Genomic DNA, 25,178 nt, shown 5'->3' on the forward strand with positions numbered 1-25,178 from the left:
GGACAGGTCCCCATCACAGGAGGAAAGAGGTAAGATGAAAGGAAATAGGAGAATGGATACCGCTGCTAAAATGGGCTTTCTGTTTGCGGCTCCGGCAGTGTTATATATGCTTATATTCATCGGCTATCCGATGATACAGAATATCATACTGAGTTTTAAAAATGTGGATGTGTATACATTCTCAGATGCAACCAAACAGAATTTCGTGGGGTTTCGGAACTACAGCGAATTGTTTACAGGAAAGAATTCCATCCTTTCCAAAGCGATTTTAAATACCCTGATCTTTACGGTCTGTTCAATCTTTTTCCAGTTTATGATCGGATTCGGCCTGGCCCTTCTGTTTAACAAGAAATTCCCCGGATGTTCCTTTTTCCGGGGAGTCACCATGATATCCTGGCTGCTGCCTGTGACGGTTGCCGGACTTTTGTTTAAGTTCATGTTTGCAAGCAGCGGCGGTATCATCAATCAGTTCCTCATGGGGCTGGGACTTGTGAAGCAGCCGCTGGACTGGCTCTTAAAACCCGGGCTTGCCATGGCCGCGGCTGTGGCAGCCAATATATGGATCGGTATTCCCTTTAATATGATGCTTCTCATCACCGGCCTGACCACCATTCCCGGCGATATATACGAGAGTGCCAGCCTGGACGGGGCAGGCAAGCTCCAGACTTTGTTCCTGATCACCATTCCCATGATAAAGCCGGCCATCATGTCCGTGCTCACCCTGGGATTTGTGTACACCTTTAAGGTCTTTGACCTGGTGTGGGTGATGACAAAGGGCGGACCTGTGAATTCCACGGAGCTGGTTTCCACCTATGCCTACCGTTTGTCCTTTGAGGAGTTTCAGTTCAGCCAGGGCGCTGCGGCCGCCAATGTCCTGTTTGTGATCCTGCTGGCAGTGGGATGTTTCTATATTAAGACGATCAGTGATGATGAGGTGATGTGATGAAAAAAGAGAGCAGGAGTAAACTTATTTCTTTTCTTGTGGGAGGCATTGTATTCCTGGTATTTATTTTCCCGCTGTACTGGATGATCGTTACGGCCCTGAAGACCCAGGTGGAGATCTTCTCCATCCCAACCCCTTTGTGGCCCGAGAATCTTACCTTTGAGGCCTTTGCCAAGCAGCTGTCCGCTTCCGGGGACACGCTGAGAGGATTTAAGAACAGCCTGATTATATCCTGCGGCGCGACTGCCATTGCCACGGTCCTGGCCATTCCGGCCGCATACGGCCTGGCGCGCTTCCGGTTTGGGGCCAGAAAAGGCCTGGTCCTGTTTTTCCTCATTACCCAGATGCTGCCTTCCACCCTGGTTCTCACATCCCTGTACATCATGTTCTCCAAAATGCGGCTGTTAAATACGTACTGGGCCCCCATCCTGGCGGACGCCACATTGGGGATCCCCTTCAGTATCATTATTTTGAGGACTTATTTTGTATCCATTCCCAAGGAACTGGATGAGGCGGCTAAGATTGATGGGTGCGGCCATGTGTCGGCATTTACAAAGATCATGCTCCCCATTGCCAAGCCCGGTATTGTGGTGGCAGCAGTGTTCTCCTTTGTATATGCATGGGGTGATCTGATTTACGGCATTACATTTATCACCAATCCCAATATGAGGCCCATTACCTCCAGCATCTATAATTATGTCCAGCAGTACCAGACACTGTGGAATTCCACCATGGCGTTTGGGATCATTGCCATCTCGCCGGTGGTGCTGATATTTATTTTCATGCAAAAGTATATTGTAAGCGGCCTGACCAATGGCGCGGTCAAGGCTTAGAGGAGAATGACAATGAGATTACATCCAGTGGATTTAAAAAAGATTCATATCAATGATGCGTTCTGGTCAAAGCATGTGTCACTGGTCAAGGAGGTGGTCATCCCCTACCAATGGGATGCCATCAATGACAGGATAAAGGATGCGGAGCCAAGCCACAGTCTGATGAATTTTAAGATCGCGGCAGGCCTGTGTGAAGGGGAATTTTACGGAGCCGTGTTCCAGGATACGGATGTGGCCAAATGGCTGGAGGCAGTGGGATTTTCCCTTGCGGCGCAAAAGGATGAAGCATTGGAACGCACGGCGGATGAGGTGATCGACATCATAGCAAAGGCCCAGTGTGAGGACGGCTACCTGAACACTTATTTTACCATCAAAGAGCCCGGGAAGCGCTGGAGCGACCTGTGCGAAGGCCATGAGCTCTATACGGCAGGCCATATGATGGAAGCGGCAGTGGCCTATTATCTGGGTACGGGGAAACAAAAGTTTCTGGAGGTGATGGTGCGTTTTGCGGATCTGATCTGTGACACCTTTGGAGCCCAGGAGGGAAAGATACACGGTTATCCGGGACACCAGGAGGTGGAGATCGGACTTATTAAGCTGTACCAGGTGACAGGGGAGCGCAGATATCTGGAACAGGCAAAATATTTTATCGATGCCCGGGGAGTGGGGGAGAACTATTTTCTGAAGGAATTAAACCGGCCTGGTTTTTCATACATTTTCCCGGAGTTTAAAGATTACGAACCTATTTATTCCCAGTCCCATCTGCCGGTGCGGGGGCAAAGGACAGCGGAGGGCCATGCGGTGCGGGCCATGTATATGTACAGCGCCATGGCGGACCTGGCGGAAGCCTGTGAGGATGAGACGCTGATGGAGGCCTGTTGCACCCTGTGGGACAATATGACCCAGAAGCGTATGTATATCACGGGCAGCATCGGATCCTCCGGCATCCTGGAGCGGTTTACAACAGACTATGACCTGCCCAATGACTGTAATTACTCTGAATCCTGTGCGTCCATTGGAATGGCCATGTTCGGTCAGCGGATGGGCAATATTACAGGGGAGGCAAAGTACTATGACGTGGTGGAACGGGCTCTGTATAATACGGTTCTGGCTGGGATCGCCCTGGACGGAAAAAGCTTTTTCTATGTGAATCCCCTGGAAGTGTGGCCGGATAACTGCATTCCACGCACGTCCAGGGAACATGTAAAGCCGGTGCGCCAGAAGTGGTTTGGTGTGGCCTGCTGCCCGCCCAACATTGCCAGGACACTGGCTTCCCTGGGACAGTACATCTATGGTGCGGACCAGAACAGCCTGTATGTGAATCTGTTTATTTCCAATCAGACAAGTGTGGATCTGGGCGGCCGGGAAATCTCTGTTCAGATGCAGACCCGGTTCCCCTGGGATATGTCCGTGGATATCGCCTGTGAAGGGGTACCGGCATCAGGGATCCGCCTGGCAGTCCGTATACCGGATTATGCCGGCAGCTTTACGGTCACCAAGGCGGGAACCCAACAGCCCCTTGCATTCAGCCGTGAAAAGGGGTATGCAGTGATCTCCCTGACAGAGGATGCCGGACTGCGCATCGAGATGGATGCCAAGGCACGGTTTGTACGCAGCAACCCGCTGGTGCGGGCTGACAGCGGAAAGGTGGCTCTGGTCAGAGGCCCCATTGTATACTGCCTGGAGGAGGTGGACAATGGTCCCAACCTGGCAGCTGTTTACGTGGATTCCGGTACTGAGATAAAGGAAGAGAAATGGGATCTGATGGGGGAAATAACAGGCCTGACACTGAGTGGAAAGAGGATATCGGCAAAAGGGTGGGGAGATGATGAACTGTACGGCCTGCACCCTGTTGTCTGGGAGGATGTGAAGCTGAAAGCCGTTCCCTATGCATACTGGAACAACAGGGGGACGGGGGAAATGATCGTTTGGGTCAAGGAACTGCTGAAGGCGTAAGGCTGTTAAAAGCCGGCACTTCTTTGATCCTGACAATCAGGAGGATGGCAGGATGGAGAGTGTGAAGATAGATGTATAACTGTTTCTTATATCCGGATATCCCGGATCATACAATCTCCGGGGCAGTCCTGTTATAACGGTACTGTCCCGGTGACATGCCGCATTTTTCTTTGAATAATTTTCCAAAATAGCTGGGACTGGTGAAACCGCAGGCAAAGCAGATATCCGATATCTTCCTGTCCGTACTGGTCAGCATGTGGGCGGCCTGGGAAAGCCTGTAATCGCACAGATACTCGGTGGGGGTTCTTCCAATGACCGTCTGAAAACAGCGGAAGCATTCGCTTCTGCTTACATTGGCCGCCTGGGCGATGGAGGAGACGGCGATATCATCCCCATAATGAGTGTGTATGTAGGATAGCATGAGGCGGATCCGCTGCTCCTGGATCTTCTTGGATTTGACCTTTGAAATATCTTTTACTTCTGCAAGCCGGCTAATCAGGTATCTCCATAGTCTGCAGATCAGTTCAATGCAATATAGTTCATAGGCAGGGGAATCTTCCTTTAGAAGGGAAAACTCCATGATGCTGTTTAACAGCAGCCTGTCTTTGTCATTTTCGCTCTTTAGAAATAATCCTGCCAGTGAGGATTTGATGACCGGCAGAATGTTTTTTTGGTAAGTATTTCCTGCGGGAAGAAGTTGAAAAAAACCAGGGGAAAGTACAAAGTTAAACAGGATCGTACCAGATTCTGTTTGTTTTATATTATGGATGGTCTTGGAGTTGATAAATAGTCCATCTCCCTGATCCAGTATGCGGTATTCCCCTGAGGCAGGGCTTTGGTCAATACGGCATTCGGCCTGTCCTTTTAATAAAATACCAAATTCAAACTCATCATGCCAATGATGGTTTACTTCTCCATTCAAATACTCATCAAAATGATCCATGTAAAAGGAAATGGGAAAGGCGCTGTCCTGATACTGGATCTTTTCCAATAGGTTTCGATCTGTAATTACTGTCTTTGGGTTCATGGCTATCTCCGGTAAAACTTATATAACAAATAGGTGGCTGTTAAAATTGGTATTATATTGATAGATATTGGCACATTTATCAGATGCAAATATCGGTTTATGATTCTATTATTATATAATGTGGTTGACAAAGCTGTCAATATGCAGTAACGGGAGGCCGTTCGTATTAAGACGGATCCAGTGGAAGGGATGGAAAAAGTAATAGTATGAGCAGAATGAAAAACATGACAGAAGGGTCACCGGCAAAGCTGATCCTTTCGTTTTCGCTTCCTCTGATGGCAGCGAATCTTGGGCAGCAGCTGTATATGATCGTGGACACAATGATTGTTGGAAAAGGAGTGGGAGTGGAGGCGCTGGCCTCCGTGGGAGCCACGGACTGGTCTTACTGGCTTGCTCTGTGGGTCATTCAGGCGATGACACAGGGGTTCGCAATTTCCATTTCCCAGCATTTCGGGGAAGGGAACCAGAGCCGGATCAAGAAAACCGTGGCCATGTCCATCTGGCTGTGCCTGGGGATCGGAGTTGTGCTGACAGTATCAGGCCTGGTTTTTGCCCGATTCCTGCTTCGTATATTACAGACTCCGGATCCTATTTTCCAGGGGGCCCTGTCTTATCTTATGATCCTATACGCCGGTATCCTGGTTGTTATGGCCTATAATATGGCGGCAGCGATCCTGCGTTCTTTGGGGGATGGAAAGACACCGCTGATTGCCATTGTCATTGCGGCCATCACCAATATCCTGCTGGATCTGCTATTTGTGCTGGTATTCCGGTGGGGCGTTGCGGGCGCTGCTTTTGCAACCGTATTGGCACAGCTTCTTGCCTTTATATACTGCCTTCTTGTTATGAGGAAAATAGATTTGCTGAAAATGGAGAGAAAGGACTGGAAGCCGGAAAGCAGCATAATAAAAAGGCAGTGCGGTCTGGGGATCCCCCTTGCGCTCCAGCATGTTCTGATCGCCATCGGAGGCATGATCCTGCAGTCTTCCATTAACCGGCACGGTTTTGTCTTTATAGCAGGATTTACGGCCACCAATAAAATCTACGGTCTGTTAGAAAGTTCCGCCATATCCCTGGGATATGCGGTCACCACCTATACGGCGCAAAATTACGGCGCAGGCCGGTATGACCGTATCCGAAACGGACTGAAAAGTTCTGTGCTCATCGCAGCGGCAATGTCCGTGTGTGTGTCCGCTGCAATGATTGCAGGTGGACGGGCTGTTCTGGGCCTGTTTATTGACAGCACAAGTTCCAGCGCAGCGGAAGTGTTGGAGATTTCATATCATTACCTGTTTATCATGAGCTGTCTCCTGTCTTCCTTATATTTGCTGTATGCCTTCCGCAATACGCTGCAGGGGTTGGGAAATACCGTGGCCCCCTTTTTGTCTGGAGTTATGGAGTTTTTTGCAAGGGTTTCAGTGGCTGTGTATTTTTCCCGCTTATGGGGAACAGAGGCAATCTTTTTTGCCGAGCCATGCGCATGGGCTGCAGCTACGCTGGTACTGGTCACGGTCTGTGTAAGGCAGGTCGGAAGGCTGAGAGAAGCTTAAGAGCCTTTTTTCTCATATAACGGGTTTGGAAGGAATACCGTGAATGTGGAGCCGTGGCCAGGCCGGCTTACCACCTCAATGGAACCGTTGCACAGTGTCAGGATTTTTTTAACCAGAGCCAGTCCGATCCCATTTCCCTCCATGCTCCTGTTGGGTTCTCCCTGATAGAATTTTTCAAATATATGGTCCTGGATCTCTTTGGTCATGCCGATCCCGGAGTCTTTAAAAACGATCTTGGTCAGGGAACCTGCATACTCCCCATGGATACAAATATGTCCGCCCATGGGGGTGAATTTCACTGCATTTGAAAACAGGTTTGACCAGATCTGGTACATCAGCTCCTCATTCCCATAATAATGCATTTTGGGCAGATCGATACTCATATCCAGGTTTTTGGGGGACCACAAAGGTTCCATGGAAAGCACGGCCTGGCGGATCTGCTCATCAAGGGAAAATATCTGCTTATCTGACACGATCTTTTGGTTTTCCAATTTAGATAATTTCAAAATGCTGCCGGTAAGGGAGGATAACCGTTTACTGCTCTCGGAAATACGGGACACATATATTGTCTGCTCCTCGGAAAGGGGGGATGTGATCAGCAGCGATGCATATCCCTCAATGGCGGCCAAGGGCGTCTTTATTTCGTGCGACACATTTTGTATGAAATCAGATTGGAGCAGCTCTATGGAATTTAACTGCTCCATCATTTTATTAAAATTAATGGATACGGACTGCATCTCAAAGAATTTGCTATTTGCGGGAAGCCGGATATGGAAGTTTCCGGCCACCACTTCATCCAGGGCATGGATCAGTTCATGTATGGGTTTGAAAAAATGCCTGGAAACAATGATGGTAAACAAAAGGGAAACAATGAACACAGCGATCACCATGCCGGCCAAGGGCAGCCAGGAAACAGGGGGGCCGGTTTGGACCAGCCCGGTCTGGATGGACAAAAATGTTAAGAATACCGTGATGGGAAGTCCGATGGCAAAGGGCAGGGAGACCGCTGCGATAAATGTGATCCACAATTTGAAGTTTTTCATTCGTTGATCACCGCCTTATAGCCTAGTCCCCGTACCGTGATGATCTCAAAATTGCCGTTGTCCTGAAAACGTTTCCGGAGCCGGTTGATATGGACATCAATGGTCTGGTCCTCGGTGTTGCTCTCCCTTCCCCATATCTCATCCATTAACTGGTTGCGGGTAAATATCTTGTCAGGATAAGACAGCAGTTTATAAAGCAGCATAAACTCTTTTTTAGGAGGCATGACGGACCGGTCTCCATAATTAACGGTCAGTGCATCATAGTTCAGTTCTGTCTGCTTTATGGTGAGTTTTCTGTCCGCTGCTATACCGGACCTGCGCAGCAGTGCTTTTATGCGGAGAAGCATTTCCTCTAAATTGACAGGTTTGGTCATATAATCATCCGTCCCCAGCTTAAAGCCTTTGCTTTTTGAAGAAAAGTCGTCCTTGGCTGTGATCATAAGGATCGGGAGCCTGGGATTGTTTTCACGCAAAAAGCTTACAAATTCATAGCCATCCATGATGGGCATCAGTATATCTGTTATGACCAGGTCAATATGTTCTTTTTCTATGACGGCACAGGCCTCAAGTCCGTTGCGGGCCTGGAAGGTCTGGTATCCGTCCTTTTCCAGAACAATGGAGTAAAGCTGGAGAAGGGATTCATCATCTTCCACAATCAATATTTTCAGCATAAACATCACATTTCACCTCCAAATTTAGTTTGTGTACTCTTGCAGTACACTTTTTCCATTATACACATCCATCTTAACTATCCATGAACTTTTCCATGATTTCCGTACAACCGGCAAAAAGTTATCTCTCGGGTCCGTGTGCCGGGAGATTAAAAGAGCACACATTAGACAAAAGGAGGAAATGTGAATATTTTGTGATTTCATCTTCCGTTCATCCTGGGTTGAACGAAAATTTATTTTGGTGTGCTATCATAAACCAAAACGTGCACTCCTGGAATCTCATCCCCAAAGATGGGTGCCGGGGAGATGCCGAGAGTACACAAAATATGAAAGGAAGGAAATATATGCCTAGATCAAACATTCAGGACCGGAGATGTTTGACACGATTCAGGAGGTATGCTACGGGTCACTTTTTATATCCCTGCAGCTCTTTTTTACAGGCAGGATGAAAAAGAAGGACATCATGGAGAAGTTCAGTCAAAAACTGTCATATCTGGAAAACAGCATGAGGCAGTTGGATATAAGTGATAAGTGAGGAGAGGACAATGAAGAAAAAGATTATAACAGGAGCAGTGGTTGTGGTGGTATTGTGTGCTGTTTTGATTCCCCGGTTATTGGGAAACAAGCAGTTTGCTCAGGCGGTGTCGCCGCCTGTCATGGAAGCGGAACAGCCCGTCATGGGGGATATCAGGCTGACCACCAGCCTGATCGGCAAGATTGAGCCGTCCGATGTGGTGTACATATATCCGAAGGCATCGGGAGATGTAACGGCTGTCAATGTAAAAGCAGGGGATATAGTGGCTCAGGGGCAGGTGATCTGTACCATTGATACCAAACAGGTGGAGACGGCAAAAAGCAGTATGGATTCCGCCGGGCTGTCCCTAAAACAGGCCCGGGAGGAGCTGGCCAGGCAGCAGATCTTATACAGCAGCGGAGGGATTTCTGATCAGGAATATGAACAGTACCGGGATAATGTTACCAGCGCTGAGATTTCATATAACCAGGCCAAGTACTCCTATGAAACACAGATGGAGTACAGCCAGATCACGGCGCCTATAGACGGACTGGTGGAGATCTGCGATATGGAGCCGTATGACACAGTTTCCCAGAGCAACCTGATCTGTGTTATTTCGGGAAGAGGCAGCAGGGTGGTATCCTTTTCAGCCACAGAGAGGATCCGTGGATACCTTCAGGAGGGGGATACCATACAGGTGGAAAAGGATGGCGGCTCCTACCAGGGGACCATCTATGAGATCAGCACCATGGCGGATGAAACAACAGGGCTTTACAAGGTCAAGGCCAGCATGGATGAGGACACCTTCCTTTCCACCGGTTCAGAGGTAAAGCTGTATGTGACTTCAGAAGAGACCACCAATGCAATGACCATACCGGTGGATGCTGTTTATTATGAAGATGGAGAACCCTATGTTTATGTATATACAGACGGAAAAGTACACAAAAGGGACATTGAAAGCGGTATATATGATTCCAATACCATGGAGGTGCGATCCGGCCTGACACTGGATGATCAAGTGGTGACGACCTGGAGCTCCGAGCTGTATGAAGGGGCGGAGGTTATCTTGAAAAATCAGGAGGAGGACGGACAATGAACGGATTAACAAAGTATGTCCTGCACCGGCCGGTCACAGCGGTCATGTGTATCCTCTGCCTGATCTTTTTCGGGTATTCTTCCGTAACCGGCACACCGCTGGAACTGAGTCCGGATATGGATATGCCCATGCTGATGGTCATGACGACCTACTCAGGAGCCAGCCCGGAGGATATTGATGAACTGGTGACAAAGGAAATTGAGGACCAGGTCAGCTCTTTAAGCGGTCTGAAATCCATTACCTCCAGCTCCAGCGAGGGAAGTTCCATGGTCATGCTGGAGTATGAATACGGAACAGATACGGACGAGGCATATGATGACCTGAAGAAAAAGATCGATCTGGTGTCCAGCCAGCTGCCGGATGGGGCCGATACCCCCACTATCATGGAGATGAGCATGGACTCCCAGCCGGATATTACCCTTTCCATTGATAACCCGGAAGAGGATAACCTGTACGCGTATGTGGAAGATGAGATCGTGCCGGAGTTTGAGAAGATCTCCGTGGTGGCGGATGTGAACCTGCGGGGAGGCGCAAAGGACTATGTGAAGGTGGAGCTGATCCCGGAAAAGGTGAGCCAGTATAAGATGACCATGTCGTCCATCGCCTCCGACATAAAGGCGGCCGATCTGTCCTATCCGGCAGGCGATACGCGGGTAGGAAGCCAGAAGCTGTCTGTGTCCACCCGTCTTACATATGATACGGTGGAACTGTTAAAGGAGATACCGCTGACCACCCAGGACGGAAGCGCTGTCTATCTGGAGGACGTGGCAAATGTGTATACCACCACGGAGGACAGTGACAGCATTGCAAGGTATGACGGTCAGGAGACTGTCTCTGTTTCCATCACAAAGCAGCAGAGCGCAACATCCGTGGGTCTGTCCGATGAGGTTAAGAAGGTCATTGAAACCCTGACCATGGAGAACGGGAGCCTGAACATCGTCACGGTCAGTGACTCGGCGGACTCCATTATGGAATCCCTGCTGTCCGTTGCTGAAACCCTGATTCTGGCTGTTGTGATATCCATGGCTGTCATATGGCTGTTCTTTGGAGACATAAAGGCATCCCTGATCGTAGGAAGCTCTATTCCGGTATCCATACTGGCAGCGCTGATCCTTATAAACCTCATGGGTTTCACATTGAACGTCATTACCATGAGCGCCCTGACCCTGGGGGTAGGCATGATGGTGGATAACTCCATCGTGGTCCTGGAGAGCTGTTTCAGGGCCACGGATAAAAAGCGGGGAGGGTTTGTGGAATACCTGGAGGATGCGCTGAAGGGGACCAATGTGGTTTGGGCTTCCATACTGGGGGGCACGGCCACCACCTGCGTAGTGTTCCTGCCGCTGGCATTTCTGGAGGGAATGACCGGTCAGATGTTTAAGCCCTTGGGGTTCACCATTGTTTTCTGTATGGTGGCCTCATTGGTGGCAGCCATCACGGTAGTACCTTTGTGTTATATGATGTATAAGCCCAGGGAACGTGAAAATGCTCCGCTTTCCAGACCAGTGATCCGCATGCAGGAGGGGTACCGGATCTTAATGAAAAAGCTTCTTCACAGGAAAAAAACAGTTCTGGGCGTATCTCTGGGGCTTCTGGCATTCTCGCTTTTAATCGCCACAAAGCTGGATATGGAGCTGATGGCTTCCGATGACCAGGGTGAGGTCAGCATATCGGTGGATACAAGGCCGGGGCTTATAACGGAGAAGGTGGATGCCATCCTGCAGGAGATTGAGCAGGTGATCGTACAAAACCCCAACCTGGAGTCCTACATGACTTCCTATGGCGGCAGTTCTCTTATGGGCGGCAGTTCAGCCAGCATAACGGCCTATCTCAAAGATGACAGGGATATGTCCACGTCAGAGGTGGCCAATCTGTGGAAGCAGGAGCTGTCGGAAATTAAAAACTGTGATATTACCGTGGATGTCAGTTCTTCCATGAGCATGATGTCCTCCTTTGGAGAGAGCTATGAAGTGATCCTAAAGAGCGCGGATTATGACGCAGTGAAAGAGGTGTCATCCAATATTGTCAGTGAGCTGATGGAACGGGATGACGTTACCAAGATCCATTCCGATATTGAGAATTCCTCCCCGGTGGTGGAAGTGAGGGTAGACGCATTAAAAGCCCAGTCCATGGGGCTGACAGCTTCGGCCATCGGCAGTACGGTAAGCAGCCTGATCGGCGGTGTGGAGGCAACGGAGATTGAAGTGGACGGTGAGGACATTGAGGTCAGGGTGGAATATGCGGATGATGAATATAAAACCATTGACCAGGTAAAAGGAATTGTACTGACTACATCCAACGGAGGTTCCGTGGCACTGACTGACCTGGCAGATGTAAAGTTTGTGGACAGTCCGGCCACCGTGTCAAGGGAGGATAAGCAGTACCTGGTCACCATCACAGGCGAATATACGGAACAGGCCGACAGGGACACGGAGAACCGGATAAAAAACCAGGTGGTCACCCCCAACCTGACCAGCACCGTGACCATTGGACTGAACTCCATGGACCAGTCCATGAATGAAGAGTTCTCAGCCCTGTTCGGAGCGATCGGCACAGCAGTATTCCTGATCTTCGTGGTGATGGCAGCCCAGTTTGAATCGCCCAAGTATTCATTTATGGTCATGACCACCATTCCATTCAGCCTGATCGGCGCATTTGGACTTTTGTATCTGACCAATTGTAAGATAAGCATGGTATCCCTGATCGGATTCCTGATGCTCATAGGTACGGTTGTCAACAACGGAATCCTGTTTGTGGATACGGCCAACCAATACCGCAGTGAGATGGATATGGACACGGCATTGATAGAGGCAGGCGCCACACGTATACGTCCTATTTTGATGACAACGTTGACAACCGTGCTGTCCATGATCCCGATGGCCATGGCTTTGGGAAATTCCGGAAGCATGACCCAGGGACTGGCGGTGGTGGATATCGGCGGCCTGACCGCGTCCACAATCCTGTGCCTCTTGATGCTGCCTGTTTATTATAAGATGATGAGTGGAAAAACAAAGCAGGAGAGTGAAACATGAAATGGTATAAAATGATGACCGCCGCCGCCCTGGCCGCCGCTTTGGGGCTTACAGGGCCCTGGCCTGCCTGGGCTGCAAGCCCGGAATTTGCCAGGACCGGGGAGGAGTGGGCAAAACTTAGAGATGACGTGATTGAGTATGGTGAACTGGCGGACTTGATCCATGAATATAACGCAACGGTACAGAATAACCAGTATGACTATCAGAAATTCAGGGAGGATTACGGGGATACCAATTCGGAGGTGGCGGATGCATACTATGACCTGGCCCAGGATTATTACAATGATATGTCCGGAGAGGATGATGCCAGTTCCAGAATGTCGGATCTGAACCTTCAGATACTGGGGGACAATATGATGGAACAGGCGGATGAAAGCCTGGAGGACAGTAAGATCTATCTTTTGACTTACGAGCAGGCTGAAAAGAACCTGGTGGTCACGGCCCAGTCAAAAATGATCTCCTATTATGAACAGCTTTTAAAACAGCAGCAGAAGGAGGCGTCCCTGGAGGAAGCAAAGCAGGATTACAGCCTTGCCCAGGTAAAATACGCCGCAGGCACCATAACCCAGGTGGAGGTTCTGAGCGCACAGGAAGCCGTACAGTCCGCTGAAGATGAGCTTAAACAGCTGGGTTCGGAGATACGGAACACAAAAGAGACTCTGCTTGTGCTGCTGGGATGGAACTATAATGACAGCCCCGTCATAGGGGAATTGCCGGAACTGGATATGAGCAGGATAGACAGCATGGACCCGGAGAAGGATCTTAACCAGGCGCTTGAAAACAACTACACATTAAAGATCAACAGACGGAAGCTTGAGAATGCCAAGAGCCAGACCACATCCGACAGCCTTAAGACTGCCATTGCCAATAATGAGAAGCAGATAGGCGCGTCCCTGTCCAGTGCTTATAAATCAGTATTGTCCGCCAGGATCACATACCAGCAGGCGCTTACACAGGCACAGCTGGAGGAAACCAATACACAGATAGCGGCCGGCAAGCTTCAGGCAGGTATGATGACCCGGCTGGAATATGAAAAACAGGTGCACGCCAGGGACAACAGCCAGATTACCTCAAAAACAGCTGCATTGAGCCTGATGACAGCCATGGAGAATTACCAGTGGGAGGTCAATGGTCTGGCGGCGGCAGAGTAGCAGGAGGTGAGGCGGTTGATCAAAAAGAGGAAATGGGCGATGTATCTGATACTGCTGGGAATTACTGCTGTTTCCTCCTTCTGCCATGCCGGGACAGCATGGGCGGACATGGAAGAGGCTCAGGAGGAAGTACAGCAGGAGGCACAGAAAAATAAACAGGGCCCAGGTGATGAGGGGGAGGTTCAGGAATATCTGGGAGAGGAACAAAATGAAAAACTGAAGGATCAAGTGCTGGAGTACTCGGAAATCCAGGATATGATCAGAAACTATAACCCTTCTGTCCAGGAGGCGGTATCCGCCTATAACAGGACACTGGAGCAGTACGCAGACGGATGGGCAGAAATGAAGTTCGGCAAAAACAGTGTGGCCACAGATAAGAAAAATGCAAAAGACAGCGGGGACGCGCAGCAATATTCCTACTATGCAGCGGAAGAGGCCATCTATCAGTCCGCGGCTAAATCCTACCAAAAAATGTACGATAGTATGCAGTCTGCTTCCAGTACCAGCAGCCAGCGAAAAATCGAACGGCAGATGACCGTGGCAACCCAATCCCTTGTGATCTCTTATGAAACCATGAGGCTTGAAAGAGATACCCTTGAAAAGGAAAGGGAACTTTATCAGAAACAGTATGAGCTTGCGGTTGTGAGGGAACAGGCGGGAATGGGAACGCAGGCGGACGTATTAAAGGCATTGAACCAGGTACAGTCCGCAGAGGCGTCCATTGCTTCCACGGATGAAAGCATGGCAGGTCTCTATGACTCTATCTGTCTCTCGGTGGGAAGGGATACAAACGGAGGGATGGTGATCGCGGAAATTCCCGCAGCCGATACGAAGCGGGCAGATGGGATCAAGCTGGAAGAAGATACAAGAAAGGCCATTGGAAATAATGATACACTGATGAGTGACAGGCATTCCCTGCAGGCGACATCCACCTCCAGTTCAAATTATAAGCTGCGTACCATGGAGGAGGGAGAACAGAAGCTGGCCAGCAAGATGAAGAGTCTGTATGATTCGGTGCAGCAGAAAAAGAAAGCCCTGGAAACTGCTGCAACAGGATATGAGAAGGCAGGCAGGGAAAAACAGAATGCGGATACGAAGTACAGTATTGGAATGCTGAGCCAGGATGAATATTTAAGGGAGCAGATGAATTATATCCAAAGAACAGCGGAATACAGATCCGCGGATCTGGCATTTACCCAGGCCATGGATGCATATGACTGGGCCGTATTGGGAATCGCGGACATTGAAGCATAGAGGAGGGGGAACTGCTGACAAGGAGCGGATCAGTGAGGGGATGGGGAGATTTTCGGCACATAAAAAGAGCGGATCAGCGAAGAAGGAGGATTGGCTAAAAAAACACAAGATACCGAAAGGATATTGTGATATAATGTAAAATGCCGAATAGAGAAAAAGGGGTATTATGAAGTATATGAAGAACGGATATAACAAAACAGTGTATGCCTGCTTTACCGGATATGTGGTACAGGCGATTGTAAATAATTTTGCACCTTTGCTGTTCCTGACCTTTCAGGGCAGTTATGGGATTCCCTTGAGTAAGATCACCATGCTGGTCACCATTAACTTTATCCTCCAGCTGCTGGTGGACCTGGTTTCCATTGGGTTTGTGGACAGGATCGGCTACCGGGCGTCCATGATGCTTGCCCATATCTTTGTGGCGGCAGGACTGGTATCCCTGACCGTTCTGCCGGAGGTGTTTGAGGACCCTTTTGCGGGTCTGCTGATCGCGGTCATGGTATATGCGGTGGGCGGCGGGCTCCTTGAGGTCCTGGTAAGCCCTGTGATGGAAGCCTGCCCCACGGACAATAAGGAAAAGGCCATGAGTCTGCTCCATTCTTTTTACTGCTGGGGCCATGTGGGTGTGGTTTTGTGTTCCACCATATATTTCAGGATTTTCGGCATTGGCAGCTGGAAAGCAATGGCCCTTATATGGGCGGTGATTCCCCTTTTAAATACATTTGTATTTGCAAAGGTACCCATTGCGCCCCTTACACCGGAAAATGAGACAGGGCTTACCATCAAGGCGCTTTTCTCCAAAAGGATCTTCTGGATCCTGATGCTGATGATGGTCTGCGCGGGAGCGTGCGAACAGTCTGTAAGCCAGTGGGCTTCCACGTTTGCCGAAAAGGGACTGGGTGTGAGCAAGACTGTGGGGGATCTGGCAGGTCCCATGGCATTTGCTGTTCTCATGGGAACCTCCAGGGCCTTTTACGGCAGGTTCGGCCACAAGATCAATTTGGAACGGTTCATGATCTACAGCGGCATTCTGTGCATCCTGTCCTATCTGTGCATTTCCCTGCTTCAGGTCCCTGTCCTTGGTCTGGCGGGGTGTGCCCTGTGCGGCTTGTCCGTGGGGATCCTGTGGCCGGCCACCTTCAGCATGGCCGCGGCCTCAGTGAAACGGGGAGGCACTGCAATGTTTGCCTTTTTAGCATTGGCCGGGGATCTGGGATGTTCCGGGGGCCCCACACTGGTGGGGGTGGTGTCCGGCTATTTTGGAGATGATCTGAGAAAGGGGATCCTGGCAGCGGTGGTGTTCCCGGTCCTGCTGCTGTTGGGGATCATGGGCAGCAGGAAATCAAAAACAGGCCTAACAGTATAGGGCCTGTTTTTGTCTGAACAAGATTATAGTCAGGATAGCAGCTCTTCATAATCAGCCTGGGGCATGGGGCGGTGGAAATAAAAGCCCTGTGCGAACCGGCATCCCATTGCCTGAAGCAGTTGGGACTGGGTGCGGTTCTCCACGCCCTCGCAGATGACCGTCATTCCCAGTTCACCTGCCATCTGGATCAGGTTTCGCAGCACAATCTGTTCCCGGATCCCGGCAACCCCGTGGCACACAAAGCTTCGGTCCAGCTTGAGGATATCTGCGGTCAGCTGCTGGAGCTGTCCCAGGGAAGAATAGCCGGAGCCAAAGTCATCAATGGAAATCAGGAATCCCAGTTCCTTCAGCCGGGGAAGCATGGAGACAATGGTATCGGAATCTTCAAGAAGAGCGCTCTCCGTGATCTCGATCTCCAGAAGATTTTTAGGGATCCCATAGAGGTCGGCAATGCGGCAGACCTGTTCCGGAAAGTCCGGTTCTATAAAGTGCAGCCTTGAGAAATTACAGGAAACAGGCAACAGCCGGATCCCTTGCTGCTTCCATGACTGAATGGTGCGGCAGACTGTCTCAAACAGCCAGAAGTCCACTTTTTTTACCATACCGTTTTTTTCAAACAGAGGGATAAAGGTTCCCGGCATGAGAAATCCCTTTTCCGGATGGTTCCACCGGATCAGCGCCTCGCTGCCGATCACCTGTGCGTCCCTTATGGATACCTTGGGCTGGTAATACACCTCGAATTCATTGCAGGAAAGGGCCTGATCCAGGCTGCTTTCCAGCTGTCCGGCCACAACGGCCGCCCTGCGCATCTGCTCATCATACAGCACGGCAAAACTTCCCGGTGTGTTTTTGGCATGGCGCCTTGCATAGTTTGCCAAATCCATCATCTGATGGATGTCCGGATCTTCGGCCTGGCCGGTAAGGTAAACCCCAAAGACAACATGGATCCGGTTGGGAATTTCTGTTTCTTCCTTTCTCCACTGGTCCAGTTTGTCAACGCAGGCGGTCAGGCGTAAAGTGAGCTGTTCCCAGGATTGGTACTGCAGTAACAGTACAAAATTGTCCGCGGATATACGCCCGCAGCACTCCTTGGGGCCTAAGGCCTCAGACAGGACCCTGGCGCAGGTAAGCAGCACCTTATCTCCCATGGCAAATCCAAAGGTATCATTGATAAGCTTGAATTGACGGATATCTCCGTAAAGCAGTGCAAGACCGTGCTGTTTTTTGTTTGATGTCAGGGCGGACCATTTGCCATAAAAGCCGTTCATGCTGTCCAGGCCGGTCAGCTCATCCTTGTACAGCAATTCCTGGATCCTGCGGTTGCTGCGCAGGGCGTTTCTGAGATTATAACTCACCAGGAGAATGATGATGCCAAGTATCAGGGACACTCCGCCCATCACAGGCCAGGTGTGCTGCTCCACAAATTCAGCCAGGCTTATATCCTTTGCGTCCGCGGAATTTTTGATCATAAATGCATCGACCTGTTCCGCGGGCAGGTATTGGATGCATTTGTTTAAGATGGAATACAGGCGGGGATCCGCGTTGGAGGAGACGCCGATACACAGTTTGTTGGTATACCGGCTCAGCGTGGTCTCGTTCATATCATTGTAATATATATCATCCAGGAAGGATCCGGCCGCCTGGGTGTTAAGGTAAGCTGCGTCCGCCTTACCCTGATGCACTGCATCCAGACATTCCCGTATGGATGAAAAGTAGTGGATCACACTATTGGGAAAATCCTTTGCTACTTCTTCGGAGAGTTGATATCCCTTTGGAAGGGCCAGGACCTCCTGAACTGCGGAATTGTTCCGTGTGATGAGGGAGGTGGGAGAGCTGAGGTAATAAAGGGTGGAGTTGATGTGGTTCCTTCCGTCCCAGAGGTAATCCCCATCGGACACACACAGGGCATCCACCTTTCCCTGGGACAGAAGCTCCAATGCCTCCGACTGGGGATGCGCCTCATAAACAAAGAAAAGTTCGCTGTTGCTCTCAATAAAATGGAAAATGTCGGAAACCACACCCCTGAACTCGCCGGAATTTTTATCCTGATAGGACAGGGGGGCAAATCCGGGATCGTATGATACGACCACAGGACCGGCCTGCGCCATGTACTGTCTCTCATCCCTGGTAAACACAGGCTTTTGGTTGGTGCTGGGGGAAAGGTATTTGTCATAGAGATCCGTACTGTAACCGGGATTGTTTAACAGGATGCTGTTCATGGCCCTGTTCAGGTCATCCAGCAGTCCGGGATTTTTCTTTGTCACAGCAAAATACAGGGGACTGGGGGAAAACTGGGCAACGCTGCGGTAGGAACTGTTCTTGCCAAGATGGGTGATCGCCACACCGTCCAGGACACCCTGATCCAGGGCGGACAATAGCTCGCCTGTCTCCTCATAATCAATGATATCCAGGGTGATCTGATGTTCCTCGCAGAATTCCCTGAAACGGACGCCATCGATCCCTCCCTTGATGATCCCTACTTTCATGCCTTCAAACGCTTTAAAGTCCTCGTAGTCATAGCGCTCATCATCCATGCGCACATTCAGGGTAGTATAGATGCTGCACATGGGCTGGGTTACAAACAGGATCTCATTTAACCGTTCTTCTGAAAAATAGACGGAAGGAAGGAGATCGATCTCCCCGTCCACAAGCATATGATATGCCGCATTCCAGCTCCCGGCATCCACGATTTCAAACCTGAGTCCGGACTGCTTGGCGATTTCCTGGAGGAATTCTATGTTGTAGCCGACATACTCCCCCTGCTGGTTCAGTGACATGTAATCCCCGTCTTCATAATAGCCCACTTGTATGGTCTGGGTTTCATGGGTTTGGATTTCAGCGGTTTGGGGTTCAGCGGTTTGGGCAAAGACAGCGTCAGGCGTCAGAAGGCACAATGACAGGAGCATGATGATCTGAACTAGGATTCGATGGGCAATACGGCGCATGGGGACTTCACCTTCTTCCAATATGATAAGTCAAAAATCTTCCATAATTATATCAGAGTTTCCTTTAAATAACAATCTGATGGTTAAAACCACAGCTTTAAAATGTTTCTTAGAATCCATGCTGCAGGAATCCCCGAAGCATTTGTGGGTATACTACCCTCAGTGGACAAGGGTATTCCAAACGGCTGTTACAGGGAGGCAGATGCAATGGCAGAAAAGCAGATAAACAGGGAAGATTTCAGAACGGCTGGGTCTATATGGAGTGATTGTGCAGACCGTCCGGCTTTTCAAGGTCTGAAGACGGATCTAAAGACAGACGTGCTTGTGATCGGAGGAGGCATGGCCGGACTTTTATGCGCTTATATGCTGGACCGGGCGGGAGTGGACTATGTGCTGGTTGAGGCAGATACCATCGGAAGCGGGATCACAGAGAACACCACTGCCAAGATCACATCCCAGCACGGCCTGATCTATCACAAGCTGGTAAAGGAATTCGGCATGGAAAAGGCGGCAATGTACCTTCACGCCAATGAGGATGCCCTGAGCAGATATAAGGACCTGTGCAGGGGAATAGACTGTGATCTTGAAGAAAGGGACGCCTTTGTATATTCCCTGAAAGACACGCGGGAGATGGAAGATGAACTGGATACCCTGGGAAAACTTCACTTTCCATCGGAGTTTGTAAAGCATCCGCCCCTTCCCTTCCCGGTGGCCGGGGCCGTGCGGTTTGCGGATCAGGCCCAGTTCAACCCCATAAAATTCATCCGAGGGATTGCCGGCGGCTTAAACATTTATGAACACACAAGGGTAAGGGAACTGGCAGAGGGAAAGGCGATGACTGACGCGGGGACTGTTACAGCGGATCATATGATCGTTGCCACCCATTTTCCTTTTATCAATAAGCATGGGAGTTATTTCCTGAAAATGTACCAGCACCGTTCCTATGTGATCGCCCTGGAACATGGGCCGGATCTGAAGGGCATGTATGTGGATGCGGCGCCTGCAGGGCTGTCCCTGCGCAACTATAAGGATCTGCTGCTGGTCGGCGGAGGCGGACACCGAACGGGGAAGACGGGAGGGAACTGGGAGGAACTCAGACGGTTTGCATCCGATCATTATCCGGATGTCCGGGAATGCTGCCGGTGGGCCGCCCAGGACTGTATGACCCTTGACCATGTCCCTTATATCGGCCGGTATTCCAGACGCACCCGCGGCCTGTTGGTGGCAGCCGGATTTAACAAATGGGGGATGACGTCCTCCATGGTTTCCGCCATGGTGCTTACGGATATGGTCATGGGAAAGAAGAATCCTTATGAAGCGGTATTTTCCCCGTCCAGGACCATGCTCAGGCCGCAGCTGGCAGCCAACGGGCTGGAGGCGGCAAAGAATCTCTTAACCCTGTCAACTCCCCGCTGTCCCCATATGGGATGCGCGCTGAAATGGAATCAAGCTGAGCATTCCTGGGACTGTCCATGTCATGGCTCGCGCTTTGACGGAAAAGGGCATCTGACGGACAATCCGGCCACAGGGGACTTAAAATCAGGGAAAGGACATGTATAAGGAGATGTACAGGAGCTGAAGCGTACCGGGATCCTGAAATCCCCCCTGCTAAAAAGGATATGCTGGGAACAGCTGCTTTAACGCATAAATAAACAGGACGGCGCCGGTATCAGTCAGTGATTGATACCGGCGCCGCTTTGTCTGTATTCCATGGACTTAATTGTCGATCTGTGGTAGAATGGTATTCATGTGAGTGGTAAGAAATTACATAATTTATGGTACGGAGGACAGTATTATGCAAAAGCGAATCGTAACCATGCTTTTGGCTGCAGCGCTGCTTGTCTCCGGTGTCCTCTCCATCCTGTCCATCCATGGACTACAGGGGAATGCGCGGATCATCAATTATACCGGCGTAGTGAGGGGGGCGACCCAGAGACTGATCAAACAGGAAATGAACGGACAGCATAATGATGCCCTCATTGCCAGATTGGATGGGATTTTAAACGAACTGGCCACCGGCCAGGGAGATAACGGCCTCCTGCGTTTGGAGAACGATGCATTTCAGGAACTGATCGCCCAGATGCAGGATCAGTGGGAAGAGATCAAGGATGAGATCCGTCAGGTCCGGCAGGGGACAGACAAGACAGAACTTTACAGGCTCAGTGAAGCGTATTTTGAGCTGGCCGACCGCACGGTTTCTGCAGCGGAGGAGTATTCAGAGCAGCAGGTGGAGCGGGCGGAACAGGGATTTTTTATTCTGGGGGCGGCGGTTATCATCCTGACCCTTTTTCTGGTATGGTATGGCCGTATTCAGAAACAGCGCCAGAAGGCATTGACGGATGCGGAGGATGCCAACCGGATCAGGAGCGAACATCTGGACCGCATGTCCGAGGACCTGCGTGCGCCAATGGATGCCATTTCGGAACTTCTGTATGTCAGTGATGTGGAGAGCAATGACCTTCTCTTCCTGAACGAGGCCGGACGGAAAACATTTGGGGTAACGGACCTGAGGGGACAGAAGTGTTATAAGGTCCTTCAGGGCCTGGACCATCCCTGTGAATTCTGCACCACTTCATTTTTGGTGCCTGGAGAGAATTATACCTGGGAATTTACAAATCCCATTACAAAGAGGCATTATCTGCTGAAGGACCGGCTGCTGCAGTGGGACGGCCGCCCTGCAAGGATAGAGATCGCTTTTGATATCACGGAAGCGGAAGCGGAAAAGCAGGCGCTTAAGAACACCCTGGACACGGAACAGATGGTCATGGAGTGTGTGCGTATCATGTACAGGCAGCCTGACATGGCGCTGTCCGCCCCCATGGTGCTGGAACACCTGGGATGCTTTCTCTCGGCAGACCGTTCCTATCTGGCCATGCTGCGAGACGGTCTGCTGTATAATGATTTTGAATGGTGCAAAGACGGGATTGACTCCCAGAAAGAAAACCTGCAGGGTGTCCCACTGTCCTCCGTTGAACGCTGGGTGCCCATATTCAACAGCCAGAAGTGTGTCATACTTGAGAACATAGAAGATATAAAGGAAAGCTATCCCCAGGAATATGAACTGCTGAGTTCCCAGGGTATCCGCAGCCTGGTGGCCGCGCCCATGGAACAGAACGGGAATTTCAGAGGACTTTTGGGAGTGGACAACCCGCCGCCGGAGCGGATACGGAGCATCGGGTCCCTGCTGCAGACCCTGTGTTATTTCCTTATGCTGGCCTACCAGCGTACGGAAAGCGAACAGCAGCTTTCCCATATGAGCTATTATGATATGCTTACCTCCTTTTACAACCGCAACCGGTATATTGAGGACTCCGCTGCATTATCCGGCCGCTCGGGGCCAATGGGGATTGTGTACCTGGATGTGAACGGCCTTAAGGATATCAATGATGAGCACGGCCATGCCTATGGGGATAAGGTGCTGGTGGAATGCACCTGTCAGATGAGGGAGGTATTCAGGGATTCCAATTATTACAGGATCGGCGGGGATGAGTTTGTCATCATCTGCCCGGGGATCGACCAGGAAACCTTTGACATGAGGGTGGCGGATTTGCGCCATCATTTCAGGCTGAACCCCTTGTGCAAGGCTGCCATTGGGGCGCAGTGGGATCAGGAGTACGCTAACCTCCAGCAGGTCATTGCAAAGGCTGATGCAAAGATGTATGAGGATAAGAAGGATTTCTACCGCAGGAATCCCTCCTCCCACCGATACCGCCACCATAATGACCAGGTGCTCCATCTGTCTGATCCAAAGGTGCTGCAGGAAGAGATCTGTCAGGAGCGTTTTGTGGTATATCTTCAGCCTCAGATATCCTCATCTGACTGCTGTGCCGTGGGGGCGGAGGCCCTGATCCGCTACCAGCCTTATTCAGGATCCCTGATCCTGCCCGGCAATTTCCTTCCTCTGCTGGAGGAGAGCCAGACCATAAGCCAGATTGATTTTTATGTATTTGAGTATGCCTGTTCCCAGCTTAAGGAGTGGGCAAGACAGGGAAAGCAGGCCCTCCCCGTGTCGGTGAACTTTTCCAGAAGCTCCTTGTCCCAGCACGATTTTGTAGACCGCTTAAACAGGCTGTGCCGGCAGTACGGCGTGGATAAACGGTATCTGGAAATTGAACTGACAGAGACGGCCCGTGAAGGGGATGGCGTGGATCTGAAAGCCCTGATCCGCAGTCTCAGGGAAGAAGGATTTATCGTTGCCATTGATGATTTTGGGACGGAGTACGCCAACCTGGCCCTGCTGTCCACGGTTGAGTTTGACGTGCTTAAGCTGGACAAAAGCCTGGTGGATGACGTGGCCCTTAGTTCCAGGGCCCGTTCCGTGGTGGAGAATATAGTGAGTATCTGCAAAGGGATGCAGATCAAGGTGGTGGCGGAAGGGATCGAGACAGAGGAACAGCTGGAAGCGCTGCGCTCCTGCGGAGTGGAACTGGTGCAGGGATATCTGTTCAGCAAACCCATCCCCACCAGTGAGTATGAAGAAAAATATTTAAAATCATAAGAGGGGAATAATGATATGCCAGCCTTGAATTTATTGATCAAACCATCATCAGGCATGTGTAATTTAAACTGCACCTACTGTTTTTACCACGACCTGATGAGCAAGCGGGAGATCCCGTCCTATGGATTCATGTCCGGGGAGATACGGGAAACCCTGATAAAGAAGGCGCTTGACTATGCTGCAGGCCAGTGCTCCTTTGGATTCCAGGGGGGAGAACCCACCATGATCGGACTGGAGTTCTACAAGGAGTTCGTGGAGCTGGTAAAACAGTATAACCATAAGAACCTGGATGTGAGTTTTTACATACAGACCAACGGATACCAGCTGTCTCAGGAATGGGTAAAGTTCCTGGCAAAGCATCATTTCCTTACAGGGATATCCCTGGACGGCACCATACACACCCATAACCGTTACAGAAAGAACTATGACGGGAAGGATTCATTTGCCCAGGTCATGGAGACGATTGAGCTGTTTGACCGCTACAAGGCAGAGTATAATATTTTGACCGTTGTAAATCAGGCCACTGCCATGAGCGTGAGGAAAATCTATCAGTTTTACCGTAAAAATGATTTCCGTTACCTCCAGTTCATTCCCTGTCTGGATCCGATCGGGAAGGAGAAGGGAAACGAGGAATACTCCCTGCTGCCGGAGGCATATGGGAAGTTTCTGTGTGAACTGTTTGATCTGTGGTATGATGACTATCTTCATGGAAGGATTGTTTCCATCCGCACCTTTGACAATTATCTGGGGATCCTTCGGGGATATCCGCCTGAAGCGTGCGACATGCGGGGGCAGTGCAGTGTCCAGCATGTGGTGGAAGCGGACGGAAGTGTGTATCCATGTGATTTCTATGTATTGGACCAATGGAGGCTGGGAAATGTTATGGAGGATGATTTCGCTGACTACCGTGCCAGGGAAAAGGCCAGGGAATTTATAGAAAGTTCACATAACATAGATGAGGAGTGCCAAAACTGCCGCTATTTCCCGCTGTGCCGCGGCGGATGCCGCAGGGTGCGGGAGGAGAGTGCATCGGGCAGGAACTATTTCTGCCGGTCTTACAAGATGTTCTTTGATTATGCCCTTGACCGGATGGGAAGGATGAGATAAGGCGCTGTGGCCTGTGTGGTAAATAATATCGGTTCAAATATATAGCGCTTGACAGATGTATCAGGAGACATTCATAATAGGGCCTTTAGGGGCCCTTTTTCAGTTCTATCTTATCCGCCTGATAAAGCATTGGACGGTCTTTAAGAAAATGTTAAGTATTTTATTTTTTATAGTACTTGACATTGCATAGTA

At 50.3% G+C, this 25,178-nt stretch carries 16 protein-coding genes; 12 read left to right on the forward strand and 4 right to left on the reverse strand.

The window, feature by feature from the left end:
• Positions 1-34 precede the first annotated feature (34 nt).
• Genes ABID13_RS04540 through ABID13_RS04550 form a run of 3 tightly spaced genes read left to right on the forward strand, consistent with a single transcriptional unit; the run spans position 35 to position 3,732 of the window.
• Positions 35-943, forward strand: coding sequence for a carbohydrate ABC transporter permease (locus tag ABID13_RS04540; RefSeq protein ID WP_048930222.1), 909 nt, complete (start codon positions 35-37; stop codon positions 941-943).
• Positions 943-1,776, forward strand: coding sequence for a carbohydrate ABC transporter permease (locus ABID13_RS04545; RefSeq protein WP_007858999.1), 834 nt, complete (start codon positions 943-945; stop codon positions 1,774-1,776). The genes ABID13_RS04540 and ABID13_RS04545 overlap by 1 nt, the downstream gene beginning before the upstream one ends.
• Before the next feature lie 12 nt (positions 1,777-1,788).
• Positions 1,789-3,732, forward strand: a complete 1,944-nt coding sequence (locus ABID13_RS04550; protein WP_048930221.1) for a glycoside hydrolase family 127 protein — start codon at positions 1,789-1,791, stop codon at positions 3,730-3,732.
• Positions 3,733-3,838: 106 nt separating this feature from the next.
• Here ABID13_RS04550 and ABID13_RS04555 read toward each other — a convergent pair whose 3' ends face one another.
• A complete protein-coding gene (locus tag ABID13_RS04555) occupies positions 3,839-4,759 on the reverse strand; it encodes an AraC family transcriptional regulator (RefSeq protein WP_048930220.1) in 921 nt (306 codons plus the stop codon).
• Positions 4,760-4,965: 206 nt separating this feature from the next.
• On the opposite strand from ABID13_RS04555, the gene ABID13_RS04560 reads away from it, so the two are divergent.
• A complete protein-coding gene (locus tag ABID13_RS04560; RefSeq protein ID WP_048930219.1) occupies positions 4,966-6,309 on the forward strand; it encodes an MATE family efflux transporter in 1,344 nt (447 codons plus the stop codon).
• On the opposite strand, the gene ABID13_RS04565 is transcribed toward ABID13_RS04560, so the two are convergent.
• Both ABID13_RS04565 and ABID13_RS04570 read right to left on the reverse strand, forming a co-directional pair.
• Entirely contained in the window at positions 6,306-7,352 is a 1,047-nt protein-coding gene (locus ABID13_RS04565) for a HAMP domain-containing sensor histidine kinase (RefSeq protein ID WP_007858995.1), read from the reverse strand. The genes ABID13_RS04560 and ABID13_RS04565 overlap by 4 nt on opposite strands.
• Positions 7,349-8,023, reverse strand: coding sequence for a response regulator transcription factor (locus tag ABID13_RS04570; RefSeq protein WP_040415418.1), 675 nt, complete (start codon positions 8,021-8,023; stop codon positions 7,349-7,351). Before ABID13_RS04570 ends, ABID13_RS04565 begins: the two co-directional genes overlap by 4 nt.
• Positions 8,024-8,568: 545 nt before the next feature.
• On the opposite strand from ABID13_RS04570, the gene ABID13_RS04575 reads away from it, so the two are divergent.
• From ABID13_RS04575 to ABID13_RS04595, 5 genes are all read left to right on the forward strand, one after another.
• On the forward strand, positions 8,569-9,633 hold the full coding sequence (locus ABID13_RS04575; RefSeq protein ID WP_007858991.1) for an efflux RND transporter periplasmic adaptor subunit: 1,065 nt from the start codon (positions 8,569-8,571) through the stop codon (positions 9,631-9,633).
• Positions 9,630-12,665, forward strand: coding sequence for an efflux RND transporter permease subunit (locus ABID13_RS04580; RefSeq protein ID WP_048930218.1), 3,036 nt, complete (start codon positions 9,630-9,632; stop codon positions 12,663-12,665). Before ABID13_RS04575 ends, ABID13_RS04580 begins: the two co-directional genes overlap by 4 nt.
• Entirely contained in the window at positions 12,662-13,816 is a 1,155-nt protein-coding gene (locus tag ABID13_RS04585; protein ID WP_048930217.1) for a TolC family protein, read from the forward strand. The genes ABID13_RS04580 and ABID13_RS04585 overlap by 4 nt, the downstream gene beginning before the upstream one ends.
• Positions 13,817-13,831: 15 nt before the next feature.
• Complete coding sequence (locus ABID13_RS04590) at positions 13,832-15,070, forward strand: TolC family protein (protein WP_242849262.1); 1,239 nt, start codon at positions 13,832-13,834, stop codon at positions 15,068-15,070.
• Between the two features lie 175 nt (positions 15,071-15,245).
• Positions 15,246-16,436, forward strand: a complete 1,191-nt coding sequence (locus ABID13_RS04595; protein ID WP_048930322.1) for an MFS transporter — start codon at positions 15,246-15,248, stop codon at positions 16,434-16,436.
• A 29-nt stretch (positions 16,437-16,465) separates the two neighbouring features.
• Here ABID13_RS04595 and ABID13_RS04600 read toward each other — a convergent pair whose 3' ends face one another.
• Positions 16,466-19,381 (reverse strand): EAL domain-containing protein, encoded by a 2,916-nt coding sequence (locus tag ABID13_RS04600; protein WP_048930216.1) that lies wholly within the window; start codon positions 19,379-19,381, stop codon positions 16,466-16,468.
• Positions 19,382-19,588: 207 nt separating this feature from the next.
• Between ABID13_RS04600 and ABID13_RS04605 the strand changes: the two genes are divergently transcribed.
• The 3 genes from ABID13_RS04605 (at position 19,589) to ABID13_RS04615 (ending at position 24,986) form a co-directional block, all read left to right on the forward strand.
• Positions 19,589-20,941, forward strand: a complete 1,353-nt coding sequence (locus tag ABID13_RS04605; protein ID WP_048930215.1) for an FAD-dependent oxidoreductase — start codon at positions 19,589-19,591, stop codon at positions 20,939-20,941.
• A gap of 235 nt (positions 20,942-21,176) precedes the next feature.
• Positions 21,177-23,879: a bifunctional diguanylate cyclase/phosphodiesterase gene (locus tag ABID13_RS04610; protein WP_048930214.1), complete on the forward strand. Its 2,703-nt coding sequence runs from the start codon at positions 21,177-21,179 to the stop codon at positions 23,877-23,879.
• A 15-nt stretch (positions 23,880-23,894) separates the two neighbouring features.
• On the forward strand, positions 23,895-24,986 hold the full coding sequence (locus tag ABID13_RS04615; RefSeq protein ID WP_007858977.1) for an anaerobic sulfatase maturase: 1,092 nt from the start codon (positions 23,895-23,897) through the stop codon (positions 24,984-24,986).
• The last annotated feature ends 192 nt before the right edge of the window (positions 24,987-25,178 follow it).

The organism is Enterocloster citroniae, assembly GCF_040545455.1.
Taxonomy (GTDB): Bacteria; Bacillota; Clostridia; order Lachnospirales; family Lachnospiraceae; genus Enterocloster; species Enterocloster citroniae.

What these genes read in the sequence shown, in the direction of transcription:
- ABID13_RS04540 (WP_048930222.1), top strand. Translation starts at nt 35, where the DNA reads ATGAAAGGAAATAGGAGAATGGATACCGCTGCTAAAATGGGCTTTCTG.
- ABID13_RS04545 (WP_007858999.1), top strand. Translation starts at nt 943, where the DNA reads ATGAAAAAAGAGAGCAGGAGTAAACTTATTTCTTTTCTTGTGGGAGGC.
- ABID13_RS04550 (WP_048930221.1), top strand. Translation starts at nt 1,789, where the DNA reads ATGAGATTACATCCAGTGGATTTAAAAAAGATTCATATCAATGATGCG.
- ABID13_RS04555 (WP_048930220.1), bottom strand. Translation starts at nt 4,759, where the DNA reads ATGAACCCAAAGACAGTAATTACAGATCGAAACCTATTGGAAAAGATC.
- ABID13_RS04560 (WP_048930219.1), top strand. Translation starts at nt 4,966, where the DNA reads ATGAGCAGAATGAAAAACATGACAGAAGGGTCACCGGCAAAGCTGATC.
- ABID13_RS04565 (WP_007858995.1), bottom strand. Translation starts at nt 7,352, where the DNA reads ATGAAAAACTTCAAATTGTGGATCACATTTATCGCAGCGGTCTCCCTG.
- ABID13_RS04570 (WP_040415418.1), bottom strand. Translation starts at nt 8,023, where the DNA reads ATGCTGAAAATATTGATTGTGGAAGATGATGAATCCCTTCTCCAGCTT.
- ABID13_RS04575 (WP_007858991.1), top strand. Translation starts at nt 8,569, where the DNA reads ATGAAGAAAAAGATTATAACAGGAGCAGTGGTTGTGGTGGTATTGTGT.
- ABID13_RS04580 (WP_048930218.1), top strand. Translation starts at nt 9,630, where the DNA reads ATGAACGGATTAACAAAGTATGTCCTGCACCGGCCGGTCACAGCGGTC.
- ABID13_RS04585 (WP_048930217.1), top strand. Translation starts at nt 12,662, where the DNA reads ATGAAATGGTATAAAATGATGACCGCCGCCGCCCTGGCCGCCGCTTTG.
- ABID13_RS04595 (WP_048930322.1), top strand. Translation starts at nt 15,246, where the DNA reads ATGAAGAACGGATATAACAAAACAGTGTATGCCTGCTTTACCGGATAT.
- ABID13_RS04600 (WP_048930216.1), bottom strand. Translation starts at nt 19,381, where the DNA reads ATGCGCCGTATTGCCCATCGAATCCTAGTTCAGATCATCATGCTCCTG.
- ABID13_RS04605 (WP_048930215.1), top strand. Translation starts at nt 19,589, where the DNA reads ATGGCAGAAAAGCAGATAAACAGGGAAGATTTCAGAACGGCTGGGTCT.
- ABID13_RS04610 (WP_048930214.1), top strand. Translation starts at nt 21,177, where the DNA reads ATGCAAAAGCGAATCGTAACCATGCTTTTGGCTGCAGCGCTGCTTGTC.
- ABID13_RS04615 (WP_007858977.1), top strand. Translation starts at nt 23,895, where the DNA reads ATGCCAGCCTTGAATTTATTGATCAAACCATCATCAGGCATGTGTAAT.